This window comes from Pseudomonas cucumis, from assembly GCF_030687935.1.
Classification (GTDB): domain Bacteria; phylum Pseudomonadota; class Gammaproteobacteria; order Pseudomonadales; family Pseudomonadaceae; genus Aquipseudomonas; species Aquipseudomonas cucumis.
Genome location: NZ_CP117454.1, coordinates 4,396,676 through 4,414,213 on the forward strand (window position 1 = coordinate 4,396,676; position 17,538 = coordinate 4,414,213).

A 17,538-nucleotide genomic window follows, 5' to 3' on the forward strand; every position below is an offset into this window, starting at 1 on the left:
GCCCGCGCGAAGAGGCCCTAAAGAACAATAACAATCTATGTCGCCGGCCGAATCGCCTTGATCAACGACTGCAACGAATACCCCAATCGCGGCGCCAGGCCTTCAGCGCGCGCGATCAGCCCATCCATATCCAGTTCCTGATCCAGCTCAGACGGCACGATCAGAATCACGTTGCCCTCCTTCACCGGCAGTTCCCAGTAATGCCGGTGATACAGACCGCGCAACAACGCCGCCCCCAACGGTCGACCATCATCGGTGGCCCACTGGTTGATCACCAGCCAGCCACCCGGATTCAAACGCTTCTGACAGTTTTCCAGAAACCCCCAGGCCAGATGCCCGACACCCGGCCCGACATCGGTATAGAGGTCGACGAAAATCAGATCGGCCGGTTCAGCCGTATCGAGCAATTCCAGGGCATCGCCAACGCGGATGTACAATCGCGGATCATCATCCAGCCCGAGGTATTCGATGGCCAGGCGCGGGACATCCGGGCGCAGCTCGATGGCTTCGACATCTTCCAGCGGCAGGAACTTGAGACAGGCTTGAGTCAGGGTACCGGCGCCGAGCCCAAGGAACAGCGCGCTTTCCGGTTGTTCGTGGCACAGTGCACCAATCAGCATCGCCCGGGTGTAATCGTACTCGAGCCAGCTCGGGTCAGCGGTGAACACGCAGCTCTGTTCGATGGCATCACCGAACTCCAGAAAACGGTAATCGGCCACTTCCAGCACGCGAATCACGCCGAATTCATCCTGTACCTCGGCGAGCAGATGCTCGACGCGCTCCTCAGTCATTTCGTCTCCTGATCGTCACCGGCCCCGGCAACGCTATAAACCGCAACATAAAGCGGCAAAGGCGCGATTGTCCGCGATGCGACGGGAACAGGTCACGCACTAATTGCTGATAACATAACCGTCCGAGCGTAAAACACTAGAGACTGCGATGAGCCAACCCTGGAGCCCCGACAGCTGGCGCGCCTTGCCGATCCAGCAACAACCTCAATACCCCGACGCGGCGCATTTGCTGCATGTCGAGCAAACCCTGGCGAGCTATCCGCCACTGGTGTTTGCCGGTGAAGCGCGGGAATTGCGTCGTCAGTTTGCCGAAGTCACCCAGGGCCGGGCGTTTCTGTTGCAGGGAGGCGACTGCGCCGAAAGCTTCGCCGAATTCTCCGCCGCGAAAATTCGCGACACGTTTAAAGTGTTGCTGCAAATGGCGATCGTCATGACCTTTGCCGCCGGTTGCCCGGTGGTCAAAGTCGGACGCATGGCCGGCCAGTTCGCCAAACCCCGTTCGGCCAACGATGAAACCATCAACGGCGTGACACTGCCGGCCTACCGTGGCGATATCGTCAACGGCATCGGTTTCGACGAAAAAAGCCGCGTGCCGGATCCAGAGCGTTTGCTGCAGTCTTATCACCAGTCCACCGCGACCCTGAACCTGTTGCGCGCCTTCGCCCAGGGCGGCTTTGCAGACCTGCATCAGGTGCACAAGTGGAACCTGGACTTCATCGCCAACTCGGCGCTGGCCGAGAAGTACAGCCACCTGGCCGATCGCATCGATGAAACCCTGGCCTTCATGCGCGCCTGCGGCATGGACAGCTCGCCGCAACTGCGCGAAACCAGTTTTTTCACCGCCCACGAAGCGCTGCTGCTGAACTACGAAGAAGCCTTCGTGCGTCGCGACAGCCTGACCAACGATTACTACGATTGCTCGGCCCACATGCTGTGGATCGGCGACCGGACCCGTCAATTGGACGGCGCGCATGTCGAATTCCTGCGCGGGGTGCACAACCCGATCGGCGTGAAGGTCGGCCCGAGCATGAACCCCGAAGACCTGATTCGCCTGATCGATGTGCTCAACCCGGACAACGATCCGGGTCGCCTGAACCTGATTGCGCGGATGGGCGCGAACAAGGTCGGCGATCACCTGCCGCAGCTGATCCGCGCGGTGCAGCGCGAAGGCAAGCAGGTGCTTTGGAGCTCCGACCCGATGCACGGCAACACCATCAAGGCCAGCAGCGGCTACAAGACCCGCGACTTCGCGCAGATCCTTGGCGAGGTGAAACAGTTCTTCCAGGTTCACGAGGCGGAAGGCAGTTATGCCGGCGGCATCCACATCGAAATGACCGGGCAGAACGTCACCGAATGCATCGGCGGCGCGCGGCCGATTACCGAGGATGGGTTGTCGGACCGTTACCACACCCACTGCGACCCACGGATGAATGCCGATCAGTCGCTGGAATTGGCGTTTTTGATTGCCGAGACGTTGAAGCAGGTTCGGCGTTAAATTGTGTTGAGCCCTTCGCGGGCAAGCCTCGCTCCAGGAGTTCACGATCCCTTGCAGGAGCGAGGCTTGCCCGCGAAGGCGTCAGCTCAATCACCGCCAATTTGAGCCAATGCCACCCGCAACCGCGCCGCACTCGCCCGCGGGCAATTCAACTGAACCTGCGCCAGCCCCAACCAATCCGCCATCTGCCGCAAATTGACCGCCAACGCCAGCATCCCCGCCTCATCCAGCCCAGGCACTTCCTCATGCACGGCATGCACCGCCAACCGGCTCAACGCTCGCTCTGCGCGCAAGTCGACCCGCGCGGCAACCCGCTCATGGTGCAAAAACGGCAATACGTAATAGCCATAGACGCGCTTGTGTTGTGGCGTATAAATCTCCAGCCGATAACGAAAATCGAATAACCGCTCGGTACGGCTGCGCTCCCAGATCAGCGAATCGAACGGTGAAAGCAGCGCACTCGCCTCGATCTTGCGCGGCACTTTCGGCTCTGCCAGGCAATAGGCCGGTTGCCGCCAGCCTTCAACCTTACAGACCAGCAGATCACCCGCCTCGACCAGCTCCGCCAGACGCGGCCGGCTGTCTGCCGGGCTCAAGCGAAAATAATCCCGCAGGTCCTTTTCCGTGCCGACACCCAAAGCCGTGGCGGCGTGCAGTAATAGCCCGCGCTGAGCCTCGGCCTCACTGAGTAAAGGCTGCTGAAGAATCGCCGAAGGAATAACCCGCTCCGGCAAATCATAAAGCCGTTCGAACCCGCGCCGACCCGCCACGGTCACTTCACCGGCGGCGAACAACCATTCCAGCGCATGCTTTTCCGCGCTCCAGTCCCACCACGGCCCTGCCCGCTCCTGCCGGGTCGACAAGCTGCCCGCACCCAGCGCACCGAGTTCTTTAACCGACGCCAGCACGCGGCGAATCGTGGCTTGCTGCTCACGACCGAAGCGCGCCAGTTGTTGATAGATGTCTTCGCCGCGGGTCGCGCGCAGCATGCGCCAGCGCATCAAGGGGTACATCGACAAGGGCAATAGAGACGCTTCATGGCCCCAGTACTCGAACAACGTGCGTCGACGGCCCTGACTCCAGGCAGCCTGATCAAGCAAGTCGGAGGAGTAATTGCCAAGACGGGAAAACAAGGGAAGGTAGTGCGAACGCACCAACGCATTGACCGAATCGATCTGCAGAATGCCCAAGCGTTCGATCAGCCGGTTGAGCTGAACCGGTTTGATCGTCGCCGGCGGCTGGCGCCCGTTGAATCCTTGGGCAGCCAGCGCCAGACGCCGAGCCTGTTTGAGGGAAAAGGACTGTGTGGCGGGCATGAGCATCTCCTTGTCTGCTCGCAACCTACCTCACCCGAAAGTGGTTTGTGTAGCAATGGCATCATCATTTATGCATCGGATCATCCCAGAACGGTCTTACTACCTCATGTTCCACATCCGCACGGGTCACGCCGATGTCCTTCAGTGCTTCGTCGCTCAAGCCCGCCAGCATTTCACGTTCACGGTGAAGTTCGTACCAGCGACTAAACTTGTGCAGCAGATCGGATACCGCGTGGATTGAGAATTTTTCTTGCGTTACATGCTCGTTATGACCTTTCATCGTGTAGCCCTCCTTTAGGGATGGATCCAGTCTCGCTCCAGCGATAAGATCAATCCAACGAATGTTTCTGATGGAATGCATCTCGGAGATTGATGAATGTCCGCCTACCCCAGTATCGACACCGATGTCCTGCGCACCTTCGTCGCGATCGCCGACCAGGGCGGCTTTACCCGCGCCGGTGAAATGGTCAACCGCACCCAGTCCGCGGTGAGCATGCAGATGAAACGCTTGGAAGAAGACGTGTTGCAGCGCCAGTTGTTCGAACGCGACGGACGTCAGGTCAAGTTGACCGCCGAAGGTCAGGTATTGCTGGGCTATGCGCGGCGCATCCTCAAACTCCACAGCGAAGTCTTCAATACCCTGCGCGAACCGCACATGGTCGGCACGGTGCGCATCGGCACACCCGACGATTACGTCATGCGCTTTCTACCGGGCATCCTGTCGCGCTTCGCGCAGTTCTACCCGCTGATCCAGATCGAGGTTCACTGCGAATCGACCCGGCAACTGTTGCAGCGTCAGGACCTGGACCTGTCCATCGTTACCCGCGAGCCGGGCAACGAGATCGGTCAACTGCTGCGCAAGGAGCGTTTTGTCTGGGCCGAAGCCCAATGCTTCAACGCCCATGAGCAGACGCCGCTGCCTCTCGCGATGTTCAACAGTGATTGTTTCTGCCGCCTCTGGGCATGCAATGCCCTGGACGCCATGGGCCGCGACTACCGGATTGCCTACAACAGCTCCAGCCTGTCGGCGTTGATGGCCGTGGTCAGCGCGGGTCTGGCGATCACCGCGCAACTGGAAAGCCTGATCACCTCGGACATGCGCATCCTCGGCGCCAACGAAGACCTGCCGCTGTTGCCGGAAGCCAGCATCATGCTGATCCGCAACCTGAACAACCCTTCGCCGATCACCGAATGCCTGGCCGAACACATCGTCGAAGGCTTCAAACTTTAAACGCGAGCATCACCGCACAGACCACCAGAAAACCACAGAACAGCCCACGCAGAAGCCGCTCCGGCAATGCGTGGGCAATTCTCACGCCCCAACTGATGCTCATCAATCCACCGACCGCCAACGGCACACCGATCGCCCAATGCACCTGATGGTGCACCGCATAAGTCGCCAGGGTGACGCCCGTACTCGGCAACGCCAGCGCCAGCGCCAATCCCTGGGCAACCACCTGGGTGGTACCGAACAAGCTGGTCAACACCGGCGTTGCCACCACCGCCCCGCCCACTCCAAATAGTCCGCCCATGGTCCCGGAAGCCGCGCCGAGCACACCCAGCCACGGCCAGGAATAGCGCATCTGCGAAGAGGCCGGTGCATTGGTGGTGAACATTCGCATCAGGTTGTAGGCCGACAGCGCGATCAGAAAAGCGACGAAGCCCAAACGCATGGTTTGCGCATCGATGCCCACCGCCCAAATCGAGCCGATCCAGGCAAAACAGAACCCCATCGAGGCCAGTGGCAGCGCATGCCGCAATTCGATGCGATTGCGCTGGTGATAGCGCCACAGCGCCAGCATCACGTTCGGCACCACCATCACCAGCGCCGTGCCTTGGGCAATTTGCTGATCAAGACCGAACCACACGCCCAGCAGCGGGATCGCGACCAACCCGCCACCAATGCCGAACAGGCCGCCGAGGGTTCCCAAGGCCGCGCCAAAAACCAGATACAACATGAACTCAATCACAGGCGATTTCCTTTTGTGAGGGTGTTCATCCTACGCAGTCGGCTCTGGCGGGGAAACGCACAGCAACGCACAATGGCTGTGCCAATTTCGCACAAGCACCGACGAACCATGAACCCCAATCAATTAACCGAACAACTTGGCCTGTTTCTCGATGTGCTGGAAAGCGGCAGTTTTTCCGCCGCATCCCGACGCCATCCCTTGACACCTTCGGCTGTGGCGCGACGCATTGATAGCCTGGAAAGCGCCGTCGGCAGCCAGTTGTTCATTCGCAGCACCCATGCCGTGCGCGCGACCCCGGCCGGTCTGGCTTTTGCCGAGCGTGCGCGGCGGATCGTCGCTGAATTGCGTCTGGCCCGTGCGGAAGCGGTGTCTCTTAGCAGTGCGCCGGAAGGTTTGATTCGGGTGGATGCGCCCGCAGCGTTCGGACGCCGACACCTGGCGCCGGTGATTGCCGATTTCCTGATGCTTTATCCTGGCCTCGACGTGCAATTGCACCTGATCGACAGCTTTGTCGACATGCAGGGCTCGAATCTGGGCAAGGTCGATCTGGTGTTACGTGCCGGGCAGATGGCCGACACTCGACTGGTGGCGACGCCGCTGGCGAGTATGGTGCGCATCGCCTGCGCCAGCCCCGATTACCTGCAACGCCGTGGCGTGCCGACCGACCCTGCGCAGTTGGTCGACCATGATGGCCTCGACTGGGAAGGCTTGGCTCCGCCCTTCGCCTGGCGCTTCGAGCGTGATGGACAGATGCACTTGCACCGGCCAGCGCGAATCCGCATGAGCGCCAACAATGCCGAGGCACTGGTCTGCGGCGCACTGGCCGGGTTGGGCATCGCGCATTTGCCGACCTGGCTGGCCAGCGAATATTTATTACGCGGCGAACTGCAGCCGCTGTTCTGCGAAAACGGTCTGCCAAAACCGGAAAGCACCGGCATTTATGCGTTGCGCCTGGAGCAGCAACCCAGTTCGCGCAGCCGCTTGTTGCTGGAATACCTGAAGACCCGTTTCAGCCCCATCCCGCCGTGGGATCTGGCGCTGCAAACCAACCTGGACCGCCACTAGTCCAGAATTATCTGGCGCATTAAAGATTCGCCCGCTAGATTCATGACGATCACTGATCAAGGCTTTGAAATGAACACCGAGCGCAACAACCCGGATAACTGCGACGACCTGCTGCTGGACAATCAGGTCTGCTTCGCCCTGCATTCCACTTCGCTGCTGATGACCAAGGTCTACAAGCCGTTGCTCCAAGCGCTGGGCCTGACCTATCCGCAGTATCTGGCGATGATGGTGTTGTGGGAAAAGGATGGGTTGACGGTCGGCGAAATCAGCACCCGACTGCTGACCGATCCCGGTTCCCTCACCCCGCTGCTCAAGCGCCTGGAAGCCGAAGGCCTGCTGAGCCGCACCCGCAGCCGTGAAGACGAACGGGTGGTGATTGTCGAACTGACTGAGCAAGGCCGTGCACTGCGAGACAAGGCACGGGGCATTCCCCAGTGCATCCTCGGCGCCAGCGGACAAACGCTGGAACAGTTGAAGAAGCTGCAAGCGGATCTTCAAGCGCTGCGTAGTCATCTGCAAGACAGCCTCTAACCTCAAATACCCCAGATCCCCTGTGGGAGCGAGCTTGCTCGCGATAGCGGTTTATCATTCAGCATTAATGCTGGCTGACAGTTCGCTTTCGCGAGCAAGCCCGCTCCCACATTTGCTTATCGGTGTCCTTTCACCCTCGTTCGCCTTCCCTCCTCGAAAAAATTCTCCGCCGGAAATCCCGCTTCGACCGCTCTAACTCAACACGCTTAATCGCATGCGTTCAAGTGAGGTTAAATTTTTTCGAAAATTTATCTTGCGCGCTAAATACTAGCGAGCTACATTCACCTCGCACTTACTTAGCGCGCAAACATTTAGCGCAAAACACACAAACCCGAACGAGGCTCACACCATGCAAACTCTCTACACCGCAATCGCAACGTCCACCGGCGGCCGTGACGGTCGTGCGATCTCCAGCGACAACGTCCTGGACGTCAAACTCGCTACCCCGAAAGAACTCGGTGGTGCGGGCGGCGCAGCAACCAACCCTGAACAACTGTTCGCCGCTGGCTACTCCGCCTGCTTCATCGGTGCGCTGAAATTCGTCGCCAGCCAAACCAAACGCAAAATCCCGGACGACGCATCGATCACCGCCCATGTCGGCATCGGCCAGATCCCTGGCGGTTTCGGTCTGGACATCGATCTGCACATCAGCTTGCCGGGTCTTGAACAAGCCGATGCACAAAGCCTGGTAGAAGCCGCCCACCAAGTCTGCCCGTACTCCAACGCCACCCGTGGCAACGTCGATGTGCGCCTGCACGTCACCGTCTAACCGCTGACTCCAAGGTCGAACAGGAAATGGATATGAACACTTTCAGCAAAGTCTTGACCGGTACTCTCCTCGCCCTGTCCATCAACAGTGCATTCGCAGGCAATGGGGTTGAGCACAACACCCAGGCGTTCCTCGACGTGCTGAATGCCGGCACCGGTAAACCGATCGAGCAGCTCACTCCTGCCGATGCCCGCGCGGTGTTGGTGGGTGCGCAGGCCGGGGTGAAGTTGACGTTGCCAAAAGCCGATGTCAGCGAGAAGACCATCCAGGTCGACGGCCAACCGATCAGCCTGACCATCGTTCGGCCGGCCGGGGTCAAAGGCGAGCTGCCGGTGTTCATGTTCTTCCACGGCGGTGGCTGGGTGCTGGGGGATTTCCCGACCCACGAACGGCTGGTTCGGGACTTGGTAACGGGGTCGGGTGCAGCGGCGGTGTTCGTCAATTACACCCCGTCGCCGGAAGCGCATTACCCGGTGGCAATCAACCAGGCTTACGCCGCGACGAAGTGGGTGGCCGAGCACGGTAAAGAGATCAACGTCGACGGCAAACGTCTGGCCGTGGCCGGCAACAGCGTCGGTGGCAACATGGCGGCTGTGGTTGCGCTGATGGCCAAAGATAAAGGCATACCGGCGATCAGGTTCCAGGTCTTGTTGTGGCCGGTGACTGATGCCAGCTTCGAGACGGCGTCCTATAACCAGTTCGCCGAGGGGCACTTCCTCACCAAAAACATGATGAAGTGGTTCTGGGACAACTACACCACCGACGCCAAACAGCGGAACGAGATCTACGCCTCACCGCTGCGGGCGACCACCGCGCAACTCAAGGGTTTGCCACCCGCTCTGGTACAGACGGCCAGCGCCGATGTACTGCGCGATGAGGGTGAAGCCTACGCCCGTAAACTCGACGCGGCTGGCGTAGCAGTCACGGCGGTGCGCTACAACGGCATGATCCACGACTATGGTTTGCTCAACGTAGTGAGCCAGGTGCCCGCGGTGCGTTCGGCGATGTTGCAGGCATCTGAAGAACTCAAGCAACACCTGAAGAAATAACACACCCCTCGCTCCTACAAGAGTTGACGCTTTTCTGAAAAAAACGCACAAAAAAGCCCGACTCAATGGTCGGGCTTTTTCATTCCTGAAGCTGTGCTTATTTAGCACGGCCTTTGTAGGAACCGCCTTCGCGGGTATCGATCTCGATCATGTCGCCGATTTCGATGAAGTCAGCAACCGACAGTTCGGTACCGTTCTTCAGTTTGGCAGGCTTCATCACCTTGCCGGAAGTGTCACCGCGAGCGGAACCTTCGGTGTAGTCAACCTGACGCACGATAGTGGTCGGCAGTTCTACGGAAACCAGACGCTCTTCGAAGAAGATCGCTTCGCAAACATCGGTCATGCCTTCTTCAACGAAAGGCAGAACGGCTTCGATGTCTTCAGCGTTCAGCTCGTACATGGTGTAGTCGGTGGTGTCCATGAACGTGTAGGTGTCGCCGCTGATGAAGGACAGGGTCGCTTCTTTGCGGTCGAGGATTACGTCGTCCAGCTTGTCGTCAGCGCTGTAAACGATCTCGGTCTTGTAACCGGTCAGCAGGTTTTTCAGCTTGGTCTTCATGATCGCGCTGTTACGACCCGACTTGGTGAATTCAGCTTTCTGAACCAGCCAAGGATCGTTTTCGAGACGGATCACGGTACCGGGTTTCAGTTCTTTACCAGTTTTCATTGCGAATATCCGAATTTGGATGGGATTTACAAAAATCTAGGCCGCGTATCATATCCAATTTAGGTAAAACTGTACCAGCGCTGCGGCAAGATCTGCCTGCAAGGCTTGTTCCAGACACCATGTCTCGGCATGTTTTTCCAGTTCAGGCCAATGTTTGCGGGTTGATTTCCAGTGATCCGTCATTGTCTCACCTGCATTCCATGCCCGCCATAGACCGCTGATCGCCTCGCGGGCAGGTTCGGACAGGCCTTGGGTGTACAGGGTCAGGAAAGCATCGAGCTTGTCCAGATGGATGTCTTCGTCCTGCCGGTAGATGTGCCAGAGCAGCGGACGACCCGCCCATTGGGCGCGGACAAAGGAGTCTTCGCCGCGCACGGCATTGAAATCGCAGCTCCACAGCAGCAGGTCATATTGATCCTGTCGGACAAATGGCAGCACTTGCACGGTCAAGGCGTCGCGCACATGCACCGCACCGGCCTTCAGCCCATGCAACCCGAGCCAGCGTTCGACGTCGCCGAGAATCCGGCCTTCGGGTACCAGCAAATGAGTCGGCGTCGAATCAGCCGCCATCGTGTCGAGCCAACTGGCCAGCCCGGTATTTTCGTAGGCAAACAAGGAGATCAGTTGTGCATTCGGTGCGCGATCAATCCCCAGGCCTTGCAGGAATTCTCGCTGAGCTTGCGGACTTTGCTGAAACTGCCGACGCCGCTCCAGCAATCCGCTTTCACGCAGCAAGCCGCCGGTGCCCTTGCGAAAGCCCGGGAAGAAAAAGAACTTCTGCACGTTCTTGTACTTCACCGATGGCAAGCCGTGGCAGCCGACGACCCAGTCTTCGGCACTCAGATAATCGAGGTTCATCCACAGCGGCGGTTTTTCCCGTTCGGCCATGGCCTCCATGTAGGCACTCGGCAACTGGCAGGCGAATGCGGCGATGACGACATCAGCGGCTTCGGTAGGCTGCCAGTCGACCGACCACTGTCGCACCTCGACGCCCTGCTGCCATTGCTGCGTAGCATTGATGTCGATGTCCGGACACAAACGCTCGAAGGCCCGCAGGTCGTCGACCCACAGGCGCACCGCCACTGAATGTTCGGCCACCAGTTGTCGGGCCAGGCGCCAGGTCACACCGATGTCGCCGAAGTTGTCGACCACGGTGCAAAAAATATCCCAGCGGGTTTTCATTTCAGGCATTCCAGGCTCCCGTTGGCAAAGGCGCCGATTGTCCGCATAAATTACCCCGCGCAGAAGAGCCGACGGCGATTAATCTTCATGCGACAATCGCCACTTGCCCGCGACTACCCGCCAGGAGGCAGTCATGCCCTACCGTCCCAACCCGCGCCGTCCCTTGCCAATCCAGTTTAATGCGCTGCAACTGACCGGCAGTATTGCCCTCGGTTTGTGGCTGGGATTCATCGCGATCGCACTGACTTGCTGGCTCGTCTGGCGCCTGTTGTTCAACGAGCAATTGGCGCCCTTGGCCCAGGCGGTAGAGCAACTGGCCAAGCCACCGGTGATTGAGCAACCTGCCCCGCAGAACCCGATGTTCGAACAGTACGAGGACCACCTGCGCAGGAATGAACAGCAGCAAATGGTGGAACAGGCCAGAAGCAGCAAACACAATCAGTCCAATCCAAAATGCCAGTTCTGGCTGCAGCAGAATCAAACTGCGCCGAGCGAAAAAAGCCGCGCTAACGTCCTGCAATTCTGCGATTGATCATGAAGCTCTCTATGCACAAGCCGACCGTCCACCAACTGATTATCGACAAGCTGCGGATCGATCTCGACATCGCCGAGCGGGCCGCGCAAACCGCTTACGAAGCCGCGACCCACGAAGAAAACATAGCCGAAAACAAGTACGACACGCTGGGGCTGGAGGCGTCTTACCTGGCGGCCGGACAGGCCAGACGAGTGGAAGAAATCAGACAGTCATTGACCCTTTGCCAGAACCTGACACTGCGGCCTTATGACGATCAGCGCGGTATCGAAGTCGGCGCCCTGCTCGGCCTGGAAGACGAAAAGGGTCGCGAGCAGTGGCTGTTCCTGGCTCCTGACGCGGCAGGGTTGAAGGTTGATCTGGTGGGGCAACTGATTACCGTCATCACCCCCCGCTCGCCGCTGGGCAAAAGCCTGCTGGGCAAGTTCGAAGGGGATGAAGTGGAGATTCTGGTGGCGGGCGCTCGGCAACAGTTTTCTGTTACCGAGGTGGTCTAGGCAAGACGATTGACGATTAATGCAACGGCAGTTCGACGCCGTCGAACAGCTCTTCCAGTTCCTGTTTGTTGTGGCACTGAATGGCCTTGGCCATGACTTCGCGGGTCAGGTGCGGCGCGAATTTCTCGATGAAATCGCACATGAAGCCACGCAGGAACGTACCGCGACGGAAACCGATTTTGGTAATGCTGGATTCGAACAACTCGCTGGCATCGAGCACCACCAGGTCGCTATCGAGCTTGGTGTCGACCGCCATTTTCGCCACGATGCCCACGCCCAGGCCCAGACGAACGTAAGTCTTGATCACGTCGGCGTCGGCGGCGGTGAACACCACTTTCGGTGTCAGGCCGCGATGGCTGAAGGCTTCGTCGAGTTTCGAACGGCCGGTGAAACCGAACACGTAAGTCACGATCGGGTATTCGGCCAAGGCTTCGAGGGTCAGCTTCGACAGCTTGGTCAGCGGGTGACCCTGAGGCACGACCACGCAGCGGTTCCAGCGATAGCACGGCATCATCACCAGGTCACCGAATAGCTCCAGGGCTTCAGTGGCGATGGCGAAATCGACGGTGCCATCAGCGGCCATTTCGGCGATCTGCATCGGCGAACCCTGGTGCATGTGCAGGGCAACGTCCGGGTATTGCTTGATGAAATTGCTGATTACCGGTGGCAACGCATAACGCGCCTGGGTGTGCGTGGTGGCGATCGACAGAGTGCCTTTTTTCTCGTTGGAGAACTCCTGGGCGATCTGCTTGATGCTTTCAACTTTGCGCAGGATCTCACCAGCGGTGGTGATGATGCGCTCGCCGGCCGGGGTAACCCGGGTCAGGTGCTTACCGCTGCGGGCGAAAACCTCGACCCCCAATTCGTCTTCCAGCAGACGGATCTGTTTGCTGATGCCCGGTTGCGAGGTGTAGAGGCTTTGGGCTGTAGCTGAAACGTTGAGGTCGTGGTGCGCCACTTCCCAGATGTAGCGCAATTGTTGAAGCTTCATATGAATCCCTCAAAGCAGGCAGACGCCACGGGCATCAGCGACGGTATATAACTATATTAATGGTTTGATTAATAAATCTAGAACTTTTTTATCAAAACGCCATTATTCGTGTCCTAGCGATCCCCTTTGCGGCGACGTTCCATCAGCGGCACCAGATAGACCGGCACCCTTGACAGTTGCAACACGCGCGCAGCGGTTCGGCCCAATGGCGTATCCGCGCCAGCGCCATGACTGTGACTCCCTACGATCAGCAAATCGACGGAGAGTTTCTGCGCCTGTTCGAGAATCACCTGCGCCGGATCGCCCTGCACCACCCGCACTGCCCGAATCCGTTCCAGGTCCTGCTCCCCCTCATCCCCCAGTTCTTCGCGAAAGCTGTCGAGCACCCGCTGCTCGATATTGGCGATCACAGTATTCAGACCCTGACTGTGAAACTCGTTCAAGGCCTGCTCATCGAGGTAACTCTGAAGCACCGATTCGGCGAACAACCCCATCGGTTCAACCGCGTGCACTACATACAGGTCGGCATTAAATGTTCGAGCCAGTGCCAACGCATGCTGCATCACAAAAGGTGCATACAGACCGAGGTCGGTGGCATACAGCATCGAATGAATCATAGTGACCTCCTTTAATGCCAACATGGCGGAGATTGATTCAGCTTAGCAGTGCCGTGGCGAGAGCGGCGTTCGGCGCAACGCATTGAACCGCGGCGCTTTAAATCGACGGCTCGTTACTGATGCCATGCGGCACGTGACCGGTGGCGACCACTTCGCGGGCCAGCTCGCAATGCCCGGCCTGATCGTCGAAAAACACGTCGGCGGCAAAGGCTTCGAGAAAAGCCGATTTGGTCAGCCCTCCAAGGAACAGCGATTCGTCCAGACGGATGTCCCATTCACGCAAGGTGCGGATCACCCGTTCATGGGCCGGCGCCGAGCGCGCGGTCACCAGCGCGGTGCGGATCGGACAGGCATCATCGGGGAACTCGCGCTGCAAAAGGTTGAGCGCTGCGAGGAAGCCTTTGAACGGCCCGCCGCGCAGAGGTTCGCGGGCTGACTCGCGTTCACTGGCCTGAAACGCCGCCAGGCCTCCCGACTGATAGACCCGCTCCGACTCATCGGAAAACAGCACCGCGTCACCGTCGAAAGCAATGCGCAATTCATCACTGGCGGCGCGACTGGCACCGCCCGAGAGAATAGTCGCTGCGGCGAAACCCGCATCCAGCGCACTGCGCACATCGTCGGAATGGGTCGAAAGAAACAGGTCGCAGCCAAAGGCCTTGAGGTACGGATAAGGACTGCGCCCGCCGACAAATGCCGCACGCGAGATCGCCAGGCCATAGTGATGGATCGAGTTGAAAACCCGCAGGCCGGTGTCGGCACTGTTGCGCGACACCAGGATCACCTCGACCCGGGCACGGCCAAGACTGGCGTTCAGGTTCAGGAGTTTTTCGACCAACGGGAACGCATCGCCGGGCTCGAGAATTTCGTCTTCGTGTTCGATCTGATATTGCCGATAGGCCTCGACGCCGCTCGACAGATAAACCTTGTGACTCTCGCTCAAGTCGAACAGTGCTCGCGAAGAAATCGCCAGCACCAGTTTGTCGTCTATGACATTTGCCATGCCCTTCCCTCTCCTGTTGATCGACTCAGTGATTACGTCGGTCGATAAAACTCAAGCAGCGATACAAGGCTTCGATTCGCGGTAATTCACATCCCGCCGCCTGCGCCGCTGCCAGTGGCCGAGTGTAGATCGCGTCCAGTTCCAGCGGCCGCTTGTGCAGGAAGTCGTGGTACATGCTCGGCCAATAATCGGGCATCTTCTCGGTCATCATGAACAGATAATCGGCGTAACCCGGCGGTATGTCGTGACCACAGGCCTTGGCCCCCTGAACCACTTCGGCCATCAAGGCCTGAATCAGCGCGCGGCTGTCGGCGTCCGCCATCAACGGCGTGGTGCTGGCCCCGAGCAGAACCGACAGGCCGTTGTAGGGAATGTTCCAGACCAGTTTCTGCCAACGCGCCTGGTGCAGGTTCGGCATGGCCTGGGCGTCGATGCCGGCGGCGCGAAACAGCCCGGCGCCCTCCTCGACAATGCTCATGCGCGCCTGTTCGTCGACGGCGGGGCCGCTGTGGTAGCCGACGTTCACGGCACCGAGCGCCTGATGGGTGATGACGCCAGGGCCGGCACGATGAACGCAGATCAGACAGAGCCCGCCGAGCAGGTGCAGCGAGTCGGGGAGCAACTTGCGCAGACTGTCTTCGACGTCCAGTCCATTTTGCAGCAACAGCACTTTGGCATCAGGTGCCGCGGCTTGAATAATGGCGGGGGCCAGGTCCGCGTTACTGGTGGTCTTGGCGCCCACCAGTAGCCAGTCACACGGCGGCATGTCAGCAGCTGACGAATAGGCCTGGACCGGGTTCAGGACCAGCGGGCCTAACGACGCATGATCAAGATGCAAGCCGCGTTCGGCCACCGCTGAAAACTCACTGCGCAACAAAAAGTGAACATCGAAGCCGGCACGCGCGAGCATCAGCCCGTAGAAACCACCGATCGCGCCGGTCCCGATAATGCCGATTGTCGGCCTGGCCACTGTCATGGCAACTCCTCTGCTTGTCGACTCAACGCCTGACCCACGGCTTCGTTGAGCGCCGTGCGGGTCAAACGCGACTGTAGTGCCCCGAAGAACTCACCGTCGCGCACCACAAACAGCGCCGGCAAATGAAAGACCCGATAACGCTCGACCACCCCGCCATTGCTCCCTGCATCGATCCAGCACAGTCGATCGACCGCCAGATCGAACCTGGGCAACTGCTCACGGGCAAAACGGCAACTGGCGCAGCCGACGCTGGTAAAAATCACCAGAGAAATGCCGCTCATCGCCAACAGCCGTTGATCGGCGTCGAAATCGGTCAGTTCCGATTCAACCACTATACTGGGAGAAACGATGTCAGATGGCCGACACAGGGAGTCCGTGTTCATGGGACGTTATCTTCCTCATCCTGACGATGTACCCGTCGAATTAACGTTGCTCAAACATGAGTGCATTTCGCGGCAACAGCTGCACACTATCAGCCTCGGTGGCATGGCTTGCAATTACCACCGCGCATGGCGCCACGGTACGGCGCTGGAAATACGCATGCCGACCCTGAACCCGGACTTGTGTTTTCTGGGTTATGTGGCGTGGTGTTTGCGACGAAAACGCGGCTATCTGGTCGGCATCGCCTTTGTTGACGAACAGATGCTGTTCAGTGCCAGGATGGGCGAACAGGTGTGCCAGATCGAACATTACCGCCGCCAGCATGACGCGCACGACGATCTGCAGGATATTCAGGCCCTCGCTCTCGAATGGGTCCAGCAGCATGCCGACGAGTTCTCCCACGACACCGTTCGCAAGGCATTTGCATAGCCGCCTGCGGGTTCAGGGGGCAAGAATGCCCCCTAAACCCGTGTCTGCCCATTGTCGAGCCACGGTGTAACGCGCTAAGGTTCGGCTCCCCGACGCGCTTAATTTGCTGTGCTCCGCCGCGCGGGTTCGCTGGCGGCCGGCACCCGTGACCTGACGAGTAAACGATGGCTGATTTACCGATCAACGACCTTAACGTCGCCTCCAACGAGACCCTGATCACTCCCGATCAGCTCAAGCGTGATATCCCTCTGAGCGACGCTGCCCTGCGCACCGTCACCAAGGGCCGCGAAGTCATTCGCAACATTCTTGATGGCACCGACCACCGCCTGTTCGTCGTGATCGGGCCGTGCTCGATCCATGACATCAAGGCGGCCCACGAATACGCCGAGCGTCTGAAAGTGCTCGCGGCGGAAGTGTCCGATACCTTGTATCTGGTCATGCGCGTGTATTTCGAGAAACCACGTACCACCGTCGGCTGGAAAGGCTTGATCAACGACCCGTACCTGGACGACTCGTTCAAGATTCAGGATGGCTTGCACATTGGTCGTCAGTTGCTGCTGGACCTGGCCGAAATGGGCCTGCCGACCGCGACCGAAGCCCTCGACCCGATCTCCCCGCAATACTTGCAGGACCTGATCAGCTGGTCGGCGATCGGCGCACGCACCACCGAATCCCAGACTCACCGTGAAATGGCTTCCGGCCTGTCCTCGGCTGTCGGCTTCAAGAACGGCACCGACGGCGGCCTGACGGTGGCCATCAACGCCTTGCAATCGGTTTCCAGCCCGCACCGTTTCCTGGGCATCAACCAGGAAGGTGGCGTGTCGATCGTCACCACCAAGGGCAACGCCTACGGTCACGTCGTGTTGCGCGGCGGCAACGGCAAACCGAACTACGATTCGGTCAGCGTCGCGCTCTGCGAGCAAGCGCTGAACAAGGCGAAGATCAAGCCGAACATCATGGTCGATTGCAGCCACGCCAACTCCAACAAGGACCCGGCCCTGCAACCGCTGGTGATGGAGAACGTCGCCAACCAGATCCTCGAAGGCAACCAGTCGATCATCGGCCTGATGGTCGAAAGTCACCTGAACTGGGGCTGCCAGGCGATCCCGAAAGACCTCGCCGACCTGCAATACGGCGTGTCAATCACCGATGCCTGCATCGACTGGACCGCCACCGAAAACACCTTGCGCAGCATGCACATCAAGCTCAAGGACGTGCTGCCAAAACGCAATCGCAGCTGATCGTCGTTACGTTTCACGCATAAAAAAACGCCAGGT

The 17,538-nt window shown here is 59.1% G+C and carries 21 protein-coding genes; 10 read left to right on the forward strand and 11 right to left on the reverse strand.

Annotated features, from left to right (window positions below; genetic code table 11):
* Positions 1 to 35: 35 nt before the first annotated feature.
* Positions 36 to 791, reverse strand: a complete 756-nt coding sequence (locus PSH97_RS19845) for a spermidine synthase (protein ID WP_305425867.1) — start codon at positions 789 to 791, stop codon at positions 36 to 38.
* 148 nt (positions 792 to 939) lie between these two features.
* On the opposite strand from PSH97_RS19845, the gene PSH97_RS19850 reads away from it, so the two are divergent.
* Positions 940 to 2,286, forward strand: coding sequence for a class II 3-deoxy-7-phosphoheptulonate synthase (locus tag PSH97_RS19850; protein ID WP_008009408.1), 1,347 nt, complete (start codon positions 940 to 942; stop codon positions 2,284 to 2,286).
* Positions 2,287 to 2,372: 86 nt separating this feature from the next.
* On the opposite strand, the gene PSH97_RS19855 is transcribed toward PSH97_RS19850, so the two are convergent.
* Positions 2,373 to 3,602: a winged helix-turn-helix domain-containing protein gene (locus tag PSH97_RS19855; RefSeq protein WP_305446378.1), complete on the reverse strand. Its 1,230-nt coding sequence runs from the start codon at positions 3,600 to 3,602 to the stop codon at positions 2,373 to 2,375.
* Between the two features lie 64 nt (positions 3,603 to 3,666).
* Positions 3,667 to 3,882 carry a DUF1127 domain-containing protein gene (locus tag PSH97_RS19860; protein WP_105343284.1) on the reverse strand — a complete coding sequence of 72 codons (216 nt, stop codon included), beginning with the start codon at positions 3,880 to 3,882 and terminating at the stop codon, positions 3,667 to 3,669.
* Between the two features lie 96 nt (positions 3,883 to 3,978).
* Between PSH97_RS19860 and PSH97_RS19865 the strand changes: the two genes are divergently transcribed.
* Positions 3,979 to 4,833, forward strand: coding sequence for a LysR substrate-binding domain-containing protein (locus PSH97_RS19865; RefSeq protein ID WP_305446379.1), 855 nt, complete (start codon positions 3,979 to 3,981; stop codon positions 4,831 to 4,833).
* Here the strand turns inward: PSH97_RS19865 and PSH97_RS19870 are convergent.
* A complete protein-coding gene (locus PSH97_RS19870; protein WP_192344083.1) occupies positions 4,823 to 5,572 on the reverse strand; it encodes a sulfite exporter TauE/SafE family protein in 750 nt (249 codons plus the stop codon). The two genes, PSH97_RS19865 and PSH97_RS19870, sit on opposite strands and share 11 nt — an antisense overlap.
* 108 nt (positions 5,573 to 5,680) lie before the next feature.
* Between PSH97_RS19870 and PSH97_RS19875 the strand changes: the two genes are divergently transcribed.
* The 4 genes from PSH97_RS19875 to PSH97_RS19890 all read left to right on the forward strand — a co-directional run bounded on the left by PSH97_RS19875 (position 5,681) and on the right by PSH97_RS19890 (position 8,986).
* On the forward strand, positions 5,681 to 6,637 hold the full coding sequence (locus PSH97_RS19875; protein ID WP_305446380.1) for a LysR family transcriptional regulator: 957 nt from the start codon (positions 5,681 to 5,683) through the stop codon (positions 6,635 to 6,637).
* 69 nt (positions 6,638 to 6,706) lie between these two features.
* Positions 6,707 to 7,168, forward strand: a complete 462-nt coding sequence (locus PSH97_RS19880) for a MarR family winged helix-turn-helix transcriptional regulator (RefSeq protein WP_007899914.1) — start codon at positions 6,707 to 6,709, stop codon at positions 7,166 to 7,168.
* 349 nt (positions 7,169 to 7,517) lie between these two features.
* Entirely contained in the window at positions 7,518 to 7,937 is a 420-nt protein-coding gene (locus PSH97_RS19885) for an organic hydroperoxide resistance protein (protein WP_008009416.1), read from the forward strand.
* Positions 7,938 to 7,969: 32 nt separating this feature from the next.
* The gene (locus PSH97_RS19890) at positions 7,970 to 8,986 is read left to right on the forward strand and encodes an alpha/beta hydrolase (protein ID WP_305446381.1); all 1,017 of its coding nucleotides are present in this window, start codon (positions 7,970 to 7,972) and stop codon (positions 8,984 to 8,986) included.
* A 97-nt stretch (positions 8,987 to 9,083) separates the two neighbouring features.
* Here the strand turns inward: PSH97_RS19890 and PSH97_RS19895 are convergent, their stop codons facing one another.
* Both PSH97_RS19895 and earP read right to left on the reverse strand, forming a co-directional pair.
* Complete coding sequence (locus tag PSH97_RS19895) at positions 9,084 to 9,653, reverse strand: elongation factor P (RefSeq protein WP_007943632.1); 570 nt, start codon at positions 9,651 to 9,653, stop codon at positions 9,084 to 9,086.
* A 48-nt stretch (positions 9,654 to 9,701) separates the two neighbouring features.
* Positions 9,702 to 10,844, reverse strand: coding sequence for an elongation factor P maturation arginine rhamnosyltransferase EarP (gene earP, locus PSH97_RS19900; RefSeq protein ID WP_305446382.1), 1,143 nt, complete (start codon positions 10,842 to 10,844; stop codon positions 9,702 to 9,704).
* A 124-nt stretch (positions 10,845 to 10,968) separates the two neighbouring features.
* Between earP and PSH97_RS19905 the strand changes: the two genes are divergently transcribed.
* Together PSH97_RS19905 and PSH97_RS19910 are read left to right on the forward strand one after the other, a co-directional pair.
* Entirely contained in the window at positions 10,969 to 11,367 is a 399-nt protein-coding gene (locus PSH97_RS19905; protein ID WP_305446383.1) for a hypothetical protein, read from the forward strand.
* Positions 11,368 to 11,381: 14 nt separating this feature from the next.
* A complete protein-coding gene (locus tag PSH97_RS19910) occupies positions 11,382 to 11,864 on the forward strand; it encodes a GreA/GreB family elongation factor (RefSeq protein ID WP_305446384.1) in 483 nt (160 codons plus the stop codon).
* A 16-nt stretch (positions 11,865 to 11,880) separates the two neighbouring features.
* Here the strand turns inward: PSH97_RS19910 and cysB are convergent, their stop codons facing one another.
* The 5 genes from cysB to PSH97_RS19935 form a co-directional block, all read right to left on the reverse strand.
* Positions 11,881 to 12,855 (reverse strand): HTH-type transcriptional regulator CysB, encoded by a 975-nt coding sequence (gene cysB / locus PSH97_RS19915; protein ID WP_305446385.1) that lies wholly within the window; start codon positions 12,853 to 12,855, stop codon positions 11,881 to 11,883.
* 113 nt (positions 12,856 to 12,968) lie between these two features.
* Positions 12,969 to 13,472, reverse strand: coding sequence for a universal stress protein (locus tag PSH97_RS19920; RefSeq protein ID WP_305446386.1), 504 nt, complete (start codon positions 13,470 to 13,472; stop codon positions 12,969 to 12,971).
* A 97-nt stretch (positions 13,473 to 13,569) separates the two neighbouring features.
* Positions 13,570 to 14,475 carry a 5'-nucleotidase gene (locus PSH97_RS19925; protein WP_305446387.1) on the reverse strand — a complete coding sequence of 302 codons (906 nt, stop codon included), beginning with the start codon at positions 14,473 to 14,475 and terminating at the stop codon, positions 13,570 to 13,572.
* A gap of 25 nt (positions 14,476 to 14,500) precedes the next feature.
* Positions 14,501 to 15,451 carry a putative 2-dehydropantoate 2-reductase gene (locus PSH97_RS19930; RefSeq protein WP_305446388.1) on the reverse strand — a complete coding sequence of 317 codons (951 nt, stop codon included), beginning with the start codon at positions 15,449 to 15,451 and terminating at the stop codon, positions 14,501 to 14,503.
* Positions 15,448 to 15,834, reverse strand: a complete 387-nt coding sequence (locus PSH97_RS19935) for a thioredoxin family protein (protein WP_305446389.1) — start codon at positions 15,832 to 15,834, stop codon at positions 15,448 to 15,450. Before PSH97_RS19935 ends, PSH97_RS19930 begins: the two co-directional genes overlap by 4 nt.
* Between PSH97_RS19935 and PSH97_RS19940 the strand changes: the two genes are divergently transcribed.
* Together PSH97_RS19940 and PSH97_RS19945 are read left to right on the forward strand one after the other, a co-directional pair.
* A complete protein-coding gene (locus tag PSH97_RS19940) occupies positions 15,833 to 16,261 on the forward strand; it encodes a PilZ domain-containing protein (protein WP_305446390.1) in 429 nt (142 codons plus the stop codon). The genes PSH97_RS19935 and PSH97_RS19940 overlap by 2 nt on opposite strands.
* Positions 16,262 to 16,425: 164 nt before the next feature.
* Entirely contained in the window at positions 16,426 to 17,502 is a 1,077-nt protein-coding gene (locus PSH97_RS19945) for a 3-deoxy-7-phosphoheptulonate synthase (RefSeq protein WP_305446391.1), read from the forward strand.
* Positions 17,503 to 17,538 lie beyond the last annotated feature (36 nt).